The following is a 12,198-nucleotide window of genomic DNA, read 5'->3' on the forward strand; positions in this document are numbered from 1 at the left end:
CACCTACCGCGAGCGCCAGGGCCTCGCTGCCCACCACCAACCCGAGCAGCGTCGCACCCGCGCGCGGCATCCGTACGGCGGGACCCGGCCGACCGCCGGTGTCCCCACCGACCCAGACCGACGCGGTGTCCCGATCGGACACCGTCACCTGGCATACGCAGAGAGGGTATCCATGAGAGCCGAGGTCCGCGCCTTCGTCGTCGAGCAGCTCGTCGACATGAACTACGACGTCGAGGGGCTCGACGACGACACCACGCTCGGCCCGTCCGGCGTCGACCTGGAATCGCTGGCCCTGTCCGACCTCGCTGTCCGCGTCGAGGACCGGTTCGGTCTGAGGTTCGCCGACGACGAGTCGGAGAAGCTGGCCCTGATGACCGTCGGCGAGTTCACCACGATGGTCGCCGACCGCGCCGCCGAGGCGAAGCGCGACGACGCCTGATGTCCGGTCAGCCCGATCTGGGGCGAGCTGACCTGCTGACCATGCTCGCCGAACTCACCGCGAAACCCGCCGACCAGGTTCCCGACCGGGTCGGCTCGATGGAACTCGCCTGGCTCGTGCACCTCGTCGAGCAGCGTTACGAGCGTCAGCTCGACCTCACCGACGACGACCTGGCCGGCATCCGTACCGTCGACGACGCCCTGGCGGTCCTGCGGGCGTCGTTGACCGCTCCCGCAGATGGCTGAGCCGCCCGTCGTCCAGCTCACCGGTGTGTACGCGGTCAGCGCCCTGGGGCGGGGCGCCGAGGCGCAGCTCGCCTCCGCGCCGGCCTTCGGTCCGATCCGTCGCTTCGACACGAGCGCCCGCCGGGTGACCGTGGCCGCCACCCTGCCCGAGGTGGGCACCCTCGGCGACGAGCTGGCCGACGCGATCGACGCGGCCTGCCGGGCGGCTGGCCTGGACCGCACCCGACGGTCGGAGTGCGCGCTGCTGCTCGCCGTGCACGGCGGCCCGGCCCCCGGCGTGGAGCCGGTCCCGTCCGCGCTGGCCGGCCAGCTCGCCGCCCGGTGTGGACTGTCCGATCGCACCCGGGTCTACACCAGCGCCTGCGTGTCGGCGAGTACGGCGGTGGCCGACGCCGCCACCCTGATCAGCCGGGGCGAACTTTCGCGGGTGGTGGTGGCCGCCGGCTACCTCGTCGAGCCGGACCAGTTCGCGCTCTTCGACGCGGGTCGGGCCCTCGCCGACGACGGGGCGGTGCGGCCGTTCAGCACCGGCCGCCGTGGCCTGCTGCTCGGCGACGGCGTGGCCGCCGTGGTCATCGAGTCCCGCGCCGAGGCCCGGCGGGGCGCGGAGCCGGTGGCGACCGTCGCGGGCTGGGGTCGCGCCGGGGACGCGTACCACCCGTGCCAGCCGGACCCGACCGGCGTCGGACTGGCCCGCGCGGCGAGCGTCGCGCTGCGCCGGGCCGGGCTGCCGCCGCAGGCGGTCGGGTACGTCAACGCCAACGCCACCGGCACCGCGCAGAGCGACGCCGCCGAGGCCGCGGCGCTGCTGCGGGCCTTCGACGGGTACGCCAGCGAGGTGCCGGTCAGCTCCACGAAGGCGTTGCACGGGCACACGTTGGAGGCGTCCGGGCTGCTCGAACTTGTGGTCACGTCGATGGCGCTGCGAACCGGTGAGCTGCCGGTCAACGCCGGCTGGCAGGGCCGCGACGAGGCCTGCCCCCTCAACGTCGTCACCACCGCGCACCGCCGCGCGACGGTAACCCACGCCCTGACCCTCAACGCGGCCTTCGGCGGCGCCAACACGGCGCTCCTGATCGGCGTGCCATGACCACCCCCACCACCCCGCGATCTTGCACTTTCGATGGCGACGAATCTGACGAACAACGCGAATCGACGACAGGAAACGCAAGATCGCGGGGGGCGGGCGGGGTGCGGGAGCTTGCGCGGGCGGGGTGGCCCGAGCCGGGGGACGGGGTCGTGCCGGTGGTGCCGGGGTTCGTGCACTCGGCGTTCGCGCCCACTGTGGTGGCGGTCGCCGAGCGGTGTCTGCGGCGGCGGTACGGGACCTCGCCGGTGCCTGCGGAGGTGCGCACGGCGATCGTTCTGGTCAGCGCGTCTGGGGACCGGGCCAGCGCCGAACACGTACGCGCGACGGTCGAGGCCGGCGGCCGGGTCGGACCGCTGTTCTTCTACCAGTCCGTGCCCAACAGCGTCGCCGGCCACATCGCGGCCCGCTGGGGACTGCGCGGCCCGGTGGTCTGCCTCAGCCCGACCGGCGACCCGCACGCCGAGGGCACCGCCGAGGCGGCCCTGCTGCACGACGACGGCGACGCCGACGAGGTGTTGCTGATCCTGATCGAACAGACGCCCGACCTGTCCACCGAGGCGGTCGCGGTGCTGCTGGGGGGGAGGAGCACGACCATGAGGACACCGGGACTGCGCGGCCGGTTGGCCGCCGACACCGAACTGGGCGCGGGCAACATGCTGGCCCGCGTGCTGGCGCACGGCGCCGACCCGGACGGACCGGCGCTGACCTTCGACACCGCCGTCGACGGGCATCCGGCCCAGGCACCACTCACGCTGGGTCAGCTCGACGAGCGGGTCGCCGCCCGCGCCGCGTGGCTGCACGAGCAGGGGGTACGCCGCCGCGACCCGGTGGCCGTCTGGGCCACCGCCGCCGCCGACATGGTGCTGAGCTTCCTGGCGCTGGCCCGGCTCGGGGCGATCCCGGCGCTGATGAACGGCAAGCTCCGGCCGGAGATCGCCGCCGAGTACATCCGTCGGCTGCGCGGCGTCGGTGTGCTCGCGGACGACGCGCACACCGCCCTGCTGGCCGGGCACGAACTGGGCGTACCGCTGCTGGGTACGCCCGCGCAGGCCGGCACCGGTGATCCGGCGGCGGCCCCGCCGCACTACCGGCACCACCCGGACGACCCGATCGTGATCACCCACACCTCGGGGACGACCGGGGTGCCCAAGGCGGTGCTGCACTCCCACGCCAGCCTCTTCGCCGCCACCCGGCACCTGCTGAGCATGCCGCAGGCGCAGGGCACCACCCGGATCCTCAACGCGTTGCCGGCACCGCACACCGCGACCGTGCTGATGGTCAACCAGGCGCTGGGCAACCGCGCGGAGATGTTCCTGCTCTCCGAGCAGGGCGGCGAGCGCGTCCTCGACGCGATCCAACGCTGGCGTCCCGACGGGGTGTTCGGTTTCTCGGTCACCTGGGCCGAGCTGGCCCGCTTCGACCTGTCCGGGTACGACCTGGACTCGGTGCGGCTGTGGTTCAACACCGGCGACTGCTCGCACGAGCCGCACATCCGCCGGCTCGTCGCGGTCGGCTGGCACGACACCGTCACGCGCGACGGGGTGGCGCGGGTGCCCGGCTCACTCTTCATCGACGGGCTGGGCTCCAGCGAGATGGGCCACTCCATGTTCCACATCACCCACCGCGCCGACACCGACCGGTACGGGCGCTGCATCGGCCGGCCGTACCAGTTCACCAAGGTCGCCGTGCTGGACGCCGACGGCGAGCCGGTGCCGGTCGGCGAGGTGGGTTTCCTGGGCATCGACTCGCCGTCGCTGTTCCGTGGCTACTGGAACGACTCGGCCACCACCTACCGGTTCCGCCAGCGCGGCTGGTACCTCACCGGGGACCTGGTCCGCGCCGACGCCGAGGGCCGCTACTACCACCTGGACCGGGCGGTCGACTCGGTCGATGCCGGGAACGGCCGGCGGTTCTTCACCGCCCTGTCGGAGGAGCGGGTCCTCGCCGCCTGCCCGGACGTCACCGACTGCACCGTGGTGATCGTCGGCGCGGCGGACGGGGTGGTGACCGACGTGCTGCTGGAGTTGGCCGCCGGCGCCGACGAGGCCGAGGACCGCACCGACCGGGTGCGCGCCGCCCTCGGCGCGGACGTCGGCGCCACGCTGCGCCGGGTCGTGCCGGTACGGTCCGACGACATTCCGGTCACCGTCACCGGCAAGGTCCGCAAGGTGGCCCTGCGCGAGCGCTACCTCACCGAGGCCGCGTCGTGAGCGGACGGTTCGGAGTGCCGGCGTGAGCGCGCTGATCACCGGGATGGGCCTGTTCAGCCCGGTCGGACGGGGTGTCGAGGAGACCTTCGACGCGTTGACGACCGGCCGGTCCGGGCTGACCCGCCCACCCGAGGGCCATCCGGCGTCGGGCTCGCTGGACGTGGCCGGTCTGCTGCCCGACATCGACCCGCGCAGCGTCCTGCCCGGGCCGGAGAGCCGGGTGCTGGACCGGACCGTGGTCCTGGCGCTGCTCACCGCCGCCGACGCGCTCGCCGACGCCGGCATCGAGGTGGGCCGCGACGTCGACCCGTCCCGGATCGGTGTGATCGTGGGCGGTGTCGGCGGGATGGCCACCCTGGAGTCGCAGGTGCTGGCCCGGGCCGCCCGGGGACGGTCGGCGGTCAGCCCGTACCTGCTCACCGGCATCCTGCCGAACATGCCGGCGGCCCGGATCGCCATCAGGTACGGCATCCAGGGCTACAGCTCGTCGGTCGGCACGGCCTGCGCCTCCGGCGCCCAGGCGGTCGCCGACGCGGTCCGGCTCATCCGCTGCGGGGAAGCCGACGTGGTGGTCTGCGGGGCCAGCGAGGCGCCGCTCTTCCCGACCTTCACCGACACGTTCGGCAACGCGCGGGCGCTGGCCCGCGCCGGGGCCGACCCGACCCGGGCGAGCCGGCCGTTCGACACGTCCCGCAGCGGGTTCGTGCTGGCCGAGGGTGCGGCGCTGCTGGTGCTGGAACACCCCGAGCACGCGGCCGCGCGCGGCGCCAGCGGGTACGCCGAGGTGGCCGGCTACGGCGCGACCACCGACGCGTACCACCCGACCGCCCCGCGCCCCGACGGCGCGGGCGCGGCGGCGTGCATCCGGGGCGCGCTGCGCAGCTCCGGCGTGCCCGCGGCGGCGGTCGGCTACGTCAACGCCCACGGCACCGGCACGAAGCTCGGCGACATCGCGGAGACCACGGCCCTCGCGGACGTCTTCGGTGACGGTGGTGTGCCGGTCAGCTCCACCAAGGCGCTCACCGGCCACCTGCTCGGCGCGTCCGGTGTGCTGGAGACGGCGGTGACCGCGCTGGCGCTCGGTCGGGGGTTGCTGCCACCGACGTACCACCTCGACGACCCGGACCCGGCGTGCCCGGGGGACCACATCCGGGGGGCGCCCCGTCGGGCCGACCCGGAGTACGCGCTGACCAACTCGTTCGGGTTCGGCGGCCAGAACGTGAGCCTGGTGCTCGCGCGGGTCGCCGAGCCGAGGAGGTGAGCGACGCGGCATCCCGGACGGGGGGCGTCCGGACGGCAACACGGACGAAGCATCGGGAAGGGCACTCAAGAACATGGACATCCGTGGTATCGACCACATCGAACTCTACGTAGGCGACGCCCGACAGGCGGCGTTCTGGTTCAGTACGGCCGTCGGTTTCCAGCTCTGCGGGCAGGGGGGCCCGGAAACCGGGCTGGCCGGGCAGCGCTCGATGCTGCTCTGCCACGGCGACATCCGGCTGCTGCTCACCTCGGGGCTGGACGCCGGCCACCCGGCGGCCCGCTACGTGCACCGCCACGGTGACGGCATCGCGGTGGTCGCCGTCGAGGTCGACGACGTCGTGGCCGCGTACGCCGAGCTGCTGGGTCGGGGTGCGACCGGCGTGACGCCACCGACCACCGTCACCGGCGCGGACGCCGAGGTGGTGACCGCCGAGGTGGAGGGCTTCGCCGACGTGCGGCACCGCCTGGTGCAGCGCCGGGGGAGCCGGGGCGACTTCCTGCCCGGCCTGATCACGCCCACCCGGTCGACGACGGATGGGGCCGAGCCGGTCCTCGCCGAGGTCGACCACCTGGCGGTGTGCGTGCCGCCCGGGGAACTCGACACGACGGTCCGGCACTTCCGGGAGCTGTTCGACTTCGCGCAGATCTTCGAGGAGCACGTCGAGGTCGCCGGACAGGGCATGAACTCGAAGGTGGTGCAGAGCCCGTCCGGCCGCGTCACCGTGGTGCTGCTGGAGCCGGACCGCACCCGCCGCCCCGGGCAGATCGACGCGTTCCTCGACCAGCACGCCGGTGGCGGTGTGCAGCACCTGGGTCTGCGCACCGACGACATCGTGGCGGCCGTGGAGTCGCTGGGCCGGCGCGGGGTGCGCTTCGCCGGCACGCCCGGCGCCTACTACGACAGCCTGGAGGCACGGGTGGGTCGGGTGGACGCGCCGGTGGACCGCCTGCGCGAACTGGGGGTCCTGGTCGACTCCGACCACGGCGGGCAGCTGTTGCAGATCTTCGCCGAGTCGATGCACGTACGTCGCACGCTGTTCCTGGAGCTGATCGAGCGGCGGGGCGCGAGCGGCTTCGGCAGCGGCAACATCAAGGCGCTCTACGAGGCCAAGGAGCGGGAACTGGCCGCGCAGGGGGTGGGGGCGTGAGCGCGCTGACCGCCGCGGAACGAGCGCTGCTGCCCTCCGACGAGGACGTGCGGCACTACGCCGAGCACGGCTGGTACCTGTCCAGGAAGATCCTCACCGACGACGAGGTGGACACCCTCGCGGCGGCCGCGCAGCGCTACTACGACGGTGAGCGCGACCGCCGCCTGCCGGTGCGTCCGCCGAAGCTCGCCTACTGGGACCCGTCCAAGGGGCCGGTGCAGCGGCACAACGACTACGTCCACCACGAACACGACGGGCTCGGCGCTATCCTGCGCAAGCCGCTGATCGGCGCGGTGGCCGCCCGGTTGGCGCAGGCCGACGAGATCCGCGTCTTCCAGTCCACGCTGATCCTCAAGCCACCGGTCGAGGGGGAGCCGAGCAACATCGTGCCCTGGCACTTCGACAAGCACTACTGGGCGTCCTCGTCGTCGGAGAAGATGCTCACCGCGTTCATCCCCTTCCACGACTGCGGCCCGGAGATGGGCACCATCACGATGGTCGACGGTTCGCACCGGTGGAAGGAGATCGGCGCGGACGACACCGTGGTGGGGCACTTCGCCGACCGCGACCGCGGTCAGCTCGAGGAGATGCTGGCCGAGAACGCCGCGTACAACGGCGCGGAGATCAGCAAGGTCCCCATGGTGATCCCCAGGGGACACGTGAGCTTCCACCACTGCCGCACGTATCACGGCAGTGGCGCCAACGTCAGCGGTCGCCCCCGACAGGCGATCTCGCTGCACCTACAGGACGGCGACAACGCCTGGCGGGAGTATCCGCTCTCGGACGGGACGCTCGCCGCGTACAACCACGACGTGCTGGTCCGCCGCACCCACGAGGGGCGGCCGGACTACGCGGACCCCGACTACTGCCCGGTCATCTGGCGCGACCGCGCCCAACAGGGAGGTTGACAATGTCACGGTACGACTGGGGTAGGACGCACCCGGGCATCGAGCGACTGGAACAGGCGGTGACCGAGCGGCGCGACGCCGTGGTCAAGCACCCCCTGTACGCCAACCTGGACACCCACGAGGCGCTGGTCACCTTCATGGAGCACCACGTCTTCGCGGTCTGGGACTTCATGTCGCTGCTGAAGTCGTTGCAGCGGCAGTTGACCTGCGTCACCGTGCCGTGGATCCCGACCGGCCCGACCGGCAGCCGCCGGCTCATCAACGACATCGTCATGGTCGAGGAGAGCGACGAGCTGGGCGAGGGCTACATCAGCCACTTCGAGCTGTACGTGCGGGGCATGGCCGAGGCCGGCGCGGACACCACCGCCGTGAACGCCCTCGTGGACCTGCTGCGCGCCGGCCGGCCGGTGACCGACGCGCTGGCCGAGGCCGGGGCGCCGGCCGCGTCCGCGCGGTTCGCCGCGACCACCTGGCACATCATCGAGTCGACCCCGGTGCACTGCCAGGCGGCGGCGTTCGCGTTCGGCCGCGAGGACCTGATCCCCGACATGTTCACGCAGGTCGTCGCGGTCAACGAGCGCAGCAACCGGCTGCACACGTTCGTCGACTACCTGGAACGGCACATCGAGGTCGACGGCGAGCAGCACACGCCGATGGCCATGCAGATGCTCGCCGACCTGTGCGGCGACGACGACGCCAAGTGGCAGGAGTGCGCCGACACGGTCAACACCGCCCTCGCCGCCCGCGCCCGGCTCTGGGACGACATCCTCGCCGCCGTCAAGGGCCCGGCGTGACCGACGCCGACCCGGTCCGGCTCTACCGCACGGTCCGGCTGATCCGCCGGTTCGAGGAACGGGCGGTGGAGCTGGTCCACGGCGGGCAGATCGTCGGCGGCATCCACCCGTACCTCGGTCAGGAGGGAATCGCCGCCGGCGTCTGCGCCGCCCTGGGTGCCGACGACGTGCTCGCCGGCACCCACCGGGGGCACGGGCACGTGCTGGCCCGCGGCGCGGACCCGGCGCGGATGCTCGCCGAGCTGTGCGGCCGGGTCACCGGGCTCAACGCCGGCCGGGGCGGCTCGATGCACGCCGCCGACCTGAGCATCGGCGTGCTCGGCGCCAACGCGATCGTCGGCGCGTCCGGGGCGATCGTCACGGGCGCGGTGTGGGCCCGGCGGCGGCAGGGCCGGGACACCGTCGGCGTCAGCTTCTTCGGTGACGGCGCGGTCAACGAGGGCATGCTGCTGGAGGCCTTCAACCTGGCCGCGCTGTGGCGGGTGCCGGTGCTGTTCGTCTGCGAGAACAACGGCTACGCCACCACCATGCCGGTCGGCGGCGCGGTGGCCGGCAGCATCGCCGGCCGCGCCGCCGCGTTCGGCATCCCGGCGGTCGAGGTCGACGGCCAGGACCCGGAGACGGTACGCGTCGCCGCGGCCGCCGCCGTCGACCGCATGCGGGCGGGCGGCGGCCCCGAGCTGGTCGAGGCCCGTACCTACCGCTTCGACGTCCACCACACGTTCGAACACGCGGTACGCCTCGACTACCGCCCGCCCGACGAGGTGTCCCGGGGTCGATCCCGGGACCCGGTGGACATCCAGGGCGCACGGCTCACCGACGCGGAGCGGGCAGCCGTGGACGCCGAGGTCGAGGCGACCCTCGACGAGGCCGTGCGGTTCGCCCTGGCCAGCGAAGAACCCGATCCGGCCGACGCCCTCGCGTACCTGTACGCCAGCGGCCTGACCGCCCGCACCGGAGGTGGTTGAGGTGCCCCGACTCTCGTACCGCCGGGCGTTGACCCGGGCGCTCGCCGACGAGCTGGCCCGCGACGAGTCGGTGTTCCTGCTCGGCGAGGACGTCCAGGTCGGCGCCTCGCTGGTGACGACCGGGCTGGCCAAGCGCTTCGGCGTCGACCGGGTCCGCGACACCCCGCTGTCCGAGCAGGCGTTCACCAGTTTCGCGACCGGGGCGGCGCTGGCCGGGCTCCGGCCGGTGATCGAGTTCCAGATCCCGTCGCTGCTGTTCCTGGTCTTCGAGCAGATCGTCAACCACGCGCACAAGTTCCCGTTGATGACCGGCGGCCAGTGCGCCGTGCCGGTCACCTACCTGGTGCCGGGCTCCGGGTCGCGGACCGGCTGGGCCGGGCAGCACTCCGACCACCCGTACAGCCTCTTCGCCCACGTCGGCGTGGTCACCGTCGTACCGTCCACCCCGGCCGACGCGTACGGCCTGCTGGTCACCGCGATCCGGCACGACGACCCGGTGGTCGTGTTCGCGCCGGCCGGCGCGATGGACGTCCGCGACGACGTCGCCGAGCTGGAACCGGTGCCGCTCGGTCGGGGCCGCGTCCACCGGCGCGGCGACGACGTCACAGTGGTCGCGGTCGGGCACCTGGTGCACGACGCGCTCGCCGTGGCCGAGGAGCTGGCCGACGAGGTGTCGGTGGAGGTCTTCGACCCGCGCACCCTGTACCCGTTCGACATCGACGGCCTCACCGAGTCGGTGGCGCGTACCGGCCGTCTCGTCGTCGTCGACGACGCCAACCGATCCTGCGGCATCGCCGCCGAGATCATCGCCTCGGTGGTGGAACGGGTCCGGCTGCTCGCCCCGCCGCGCCGGGTGACCCGACCGGACGGCGCGGTGCTGCCGTTCGCCCCCGCCCTGGACCGGGCCGTGCAGCCCGGCCGGGAGCAGCTCGCCACCGCCATCCACCTGACCATGAAGGACGGCTCATGATCGATCCGAACTATCCGTGGCCCTCGGCCGACGGCGCCTGGACGGACCTGCCGGAGCCGGCCCGCCGGGCCATGGTGGCGACCGGCGCCGCCGCCTGGGAACGCGTCTTCCACGGCCGGGCCACCTACAACAAGCAGTGGCGACTGGCCCGACCCCCGGTGCTCGCCGCCGACACCTGGCGGGAGCTGAACGACGTCTGCGACCGGCTCGCCCAACTCATCCTGGACGCCTGCCGCCGTCGGGTGGACACCGCCGGCGAGCTGCGTCGGCTGCTCGGCGTTCCGGCGGGGGAGACCCGCCTGCTGGACGAGTCGGAGCCGCTGACCGAGGCGCTGCTGGCCGCGTACCGGCCGGATGTGATCTTCACCGAGGGTGTGCCGAAGTTCGTCGAGTACAACATCGACAGCAGCCTCGGGGGAGGGTTCGACGCCGACACCGTCATCCAGCGGTTCGCACAGCTCTACACCGAGCACGGCATTCTCGACGGTCTGCCGCTGCGCGCCGCGCCGTCGCTGCTGGACCAGCGGTTCGTGGCGATCCGCGACGAGCTGGGGCTGCCCGAGGGCGCCCGGCTGGCGCTGCTGATGGACTTCGACGCCGACTACCCGGGCCTGGACGACCCGGAGACGTTCATCCGGATCCTCAGCCCGCTCGCCGTACGGGCCCGGGACTTCGGCATCGACCTGGTCATCGCGCCCCTGTCCACCGCCACCCTGGACGCCGACGACCGGCTGGTCGTGGACGGCGCGCCGGTCGACGCGCTGTTCCGGCTGTTCGTGCCCAACCGGGTCACTCCGACCGCAGGCCTGGACGCGGTGGCCGGCGCGCTGGCCGCCGGCACGCTACCGATGTACGTGTCGGCGGCGGCCTGGCTGCTCGGCAACAAGACCACCTTCGCCTGGCTGTGGGAGGACGTCGACATCCTGCCCGCCGACGACCAGACACTGATCCGCCGGCACGTCCCGCACACGGTGGCGCTGACCGTCGCGCTGCTCGACCGGGCAATCGCCGAGCAGGCCGAGTTGGTGGCGAAGCCGGCGGACGGCTCGGCCGGGCACGGGGTGCTCATCGGCCCCGACCTGAGCCCGCAGGACTGGGCCGAGGGCCTACGCGCGGCCGTCGACCGGGGCGGGGCGATCCTGCAGCAGTACCTGCCGGCCGACCGGGTGCCGATGGACTTCGTGCAGATCGAGACCGGTGAGACGGTCACAGCCGACGTCCCGTACTCCCTGGCGCCGTACCTGTTCGGCCGTACGGCCTCCGGCGGCCTGGCGAGGGTCGGCTACCCCGGCGGCGACGGAATCCTCAACCTGGCCCACGGAGTCCTCCTAACGGGAATCCTCCTGCACGACTGACCCAGCCCGCCCCGCCCCGCCCCGGCCCGCCCCGCCCGGCCCGCCCCGGCCCGGCCCCGTTGATCATGAAGTTATTGTCCCGACACGCCGATGCGGTCGACAACAACTTCATGATCAACGGGGTGCGGGGCGGAGGTGGCGGGACAGGGCGCGGAGGGTTTCGGCTGTCGCTATCGCGTCGCTGCGGGCACTGCCGTGGCGGCCGTCGGTGCTGTAGAGGGTCGCATCGGCTGTGAGCGGATGGTCGGTGAGGTGCACGTGGATTGTTCCCAGGCGTTCGGCCAGCCGTGCCGTGTGGGCGGAGAGTCGGCGCATCCGCTCGCCGAGGCCGGCCCGCACGTGCTCGGGCACGGCCGGGCTGTGCGACACGTCGAACATCCCGACGGTGATCACGTCCGCGCCCTCGTCCCGTAGCGCGCCGATCGTCCCGGTCAGCTCGGCGTCCACCGCGTCCGCGTCGTACGCCGGGGAGAAGGCGTCGTTGCCGCCGCAGACCACCAGCGCCAGGTCCGGCGTGAACGCCAGCGCCGGGGCGAGCTGGGTGGCCCGCACCTGATGCGCGCGCAGTCCGCGCCGGCCCAGATTCGCGTACGCCAGCTCGGGGCGTACGACCCTCAGCTCGGCGGCGAGCCGGTCGACCCACTGCACGTCCGGGTAGCCCGGCGTCGGCTCGCACATGCCCTCCACGACGCTGTCGCCGAGTGCCACGAACCGTCGCCACGGGTGGGCGTGCAGCAGTTCGGCGGCCTCGCCGGGACGCAGACAGTACGGGTCCGTCGATTCGCTCAGCGTCGATGGCATGTCGGCA

The 12,198-nt window shown here is 73.2% G+C and carries 12 protein-coding genes; 11 read left to right on the forward strand and 1 reads right to left on the reverse strand.

Annotated features, from left to right (window positions below; translation table 11 throughout):
- The first annotated feature begins 172 nt into the window (after window positions 1-172).
- The 11 genes from ABZV06_RS21380 to ABZV06_RS21430 all read left to right on the forward strand — a co-directional run bounded on the left by ABZV06_RS21380 (window position 173) and on the right by ABZV06_RS21430 (window position 11,390).
- Window positions 173-439: an acyl carrier protein gene (locus tag ABZV06_RS21380; RefSeq protein WP_355238966.1), complete on the forward strand. Its 267-nt coding sequence runs from the start codon at window positions 173-175 to the stop codon at window positions 437-439.
- Window positions 439-684 (forward strand): acyl carrier protein, encoded by a 246-nt coding sequence (locus tag ABZV06_RS21385; protein ID WP_355238963.1) that lies wholly within the window; start codon window positions 439-441, stop codon window positions 682-684. The genes ABZV06_RS21380 and ABZV06_RS21385 overlap by 1 nt, the downstream gene beginning before the upstream one ends.
- Window positions 677-1,774, forward strand: a complete 1,098-nt coding sequence (locus tag ABZV06_RS21390; protein WP_355623572.1) for a beta-ketoacyl synthase N-terminal-like domain-containing protein — start codon at window positions 677-679, stop codon at window positions 1,772-1,774. The genes ABZV06_RS21385 and ABZV06_RS21390 overlap by 8 nt, the downstream gene beginning before the upstream one ends.
- A gap of 101 nt (window positions 1,775-1,875) precedes the next feature.
- A complete protein-coding gene (locus ABZV06_RS21395; protein ID WP_355623575.1) occupies window positions 1,876-3,984 on the forward strand; it encodes an AMP-binding protein in 2,109 nt (702 codons plus the stop codon).
- 22 nt (window positions 3,985-4,006) lie between these two features.
- Window positions 4,007-5,245 (forward strand): beta-ketoacyl-[acyl-carrier-protein] synthase family protein, encoded by a 1,239-nt coding sequence (locus ABZV06_RS21400; protein WP_355238952.1) that lies wholly within the window; start codon window positions 4,007-4,009, stop codon window positions 5,243-5,245.
- A 73-nt stretch (window positions 5,246-5,318) separates the two neighbouring features.
- Window positions 5,319-6,395 (forward strand): 4-hydroxyphenylpyruvate dioxygenase, encoded by a 1,077-nt coding sequence (gene hppD / locus ABZV06_RS21405; protein ID WP_355623578.1) that lies wholly within the window; start codon window positions 5,319-5,321, stop codon window positions 6,393-6,395.
- Window positions 6,392-7,303: a phytanoyl-CoA dioxygenase family protein gene (locus ABZV06_RS21410; RefSeq protein ID WP_355623581.1), complete on the forward strand. Its 912-nt coding sequence runs from the start codon at window positions 6,392-6,394 to the stop codon at window positions 7,301-7,303. Before hppD ends, ABZV06_RS21410 begins: the two co-directional genes overlap by 4 nt.
- 2 nt (window positions 7,304-7,305) lie before the next feature.
- Complete coding sequence (locus ABZV06_RS21415; protein WP_355238943.1) at window positions 7,306-8,097, forward strand: DUF3050 domain-containing protein; 792 nt, start codon at window positions 7,306-7,308, stop codon at window positions 8,095-8,097.
- On the forward strand, window positions 8,094-9,065 hold the full coding sequence (locus tag ABZV06_RS21420) for a thiamine pyrophosphate-dependent dehydrogenase E1 component subunit alpha (RefSeq protein WP_355623584.1): 972 nt from the start codon (window positions 8,094-8,096) through the stop codon (window positions 9,063-9,065). Before ABZV06_RS21415 ends, ABZV06_RS21420 begins: the two co-directional genes overlap by 4 nt.
- Window position 9,066: 1 nt before the next feature.
- The gene (locus tag ABZV06_RS21425) at window positions 9,067-10,035 is read left to right on the forward strand and encodes a transketolase C-terminal domain-containing protein (RefSeq protein WP_355623587.1); all 969 of its coding nucleotides are present in this window, start codon (window positions 9,067-9,069) and stop codon (window positions 10,033-10,035) included.
- Window positions 10,032-11,390: a hypothetical protein gene (locus ABZV06_RS21430; protein WP_355623590.1), complete on the forward strand. Its 1,359-nt coding sequence runs from the start codon at window positions 10,032-10,034 to the stop codon at window positions 11,388-11,390. The genes ABZV06_RS21425 and ABZV06_RS21430 overlap by 4 nt, the downstream gene beginning before the upstream one ends.
- 114 nt (window positions 11,391-11,504) lie before the next feature.
- On the opposite strand, the gene ABZV06_RS21435 is transcribed toward ABZV06_RS21430, so the two are convergent.
- Window positions 11,505-12,191 carry an SGNH/GDSL hydrolase family protein gene (locus ABZV06_RS21435; protein WP_355623593.1) on the reverse strand — a complete coding sequence of 229 codons (687 nt, stop codon included), beginning with the start codon at window positions 12,189-12,191 and terminating at the stop codon, window positions 11,505-11,507.
- Between the last annotated feature and the right edge of the window lie 7 nt (window positions 12,192-12,198).

This window comes from Micromonospora sp. NPDC005172 (assembly GCF_040608555.1).
In the GTDB taxonomy this organism is placed as follows: domain Bacteria; phylum Actinomycetota; class Actinomycetes; order Mycobacteriales; family Micromonosporaceae; genus Micromonospora.

Bases quoted from the DNA above. Each gene is read 5' to 3' on its own strand.
- ABZV06_RS21415 (WP_355238943.1), top strand. From the start codon at position 7,306: ATGTCACGGTACGACTGGGGTAGGACGCACCCGGGCATCGAGCGACTG.
- ABZV06_RS21430 (WP_355623590.1), top strand. From the start codon at position 10,032: ATGATCGATCCGAACTATCCGTGGCCCTCGGCCGACGGCGCCTGGACG.
- hppD (WP_355623578.1), top strand. From the start codon at position 5,319: ATGGACATCCGTGGTATCGACCACATCGAACTCTACGTAGGCGACGCC.
- ABZV06_RS21435 (WP_355623593.1), bottom strand. From the start codon at position 12,191: ATGCCATCGACGCTGAGCGAATCGACGGACCCGTACTGTCTGCGTCCC.
- ABZV06_RS21385 (WP_355238963.1), top strand. From the start codon at position 439: ATGTCCGGTCAGCCCGATCTGGGGCGAGCTGACCTGCTGACCATGCTC.
- ABZV06_RS21380 (WP_355238966.1), top strand. From the start codon at position 173: ATGAGAGCCGAGGTCCGCGCCTTCGTCGTCGAGCAGCTCGTCGACATG.
- ABZV06_RS21390 (WP_355623572.1), top strand. From the start codon at position 677: ATGGCTGAGCCGCCCGTCGTCCAGCTCACCGGTGTGTACGCGGTCAGC.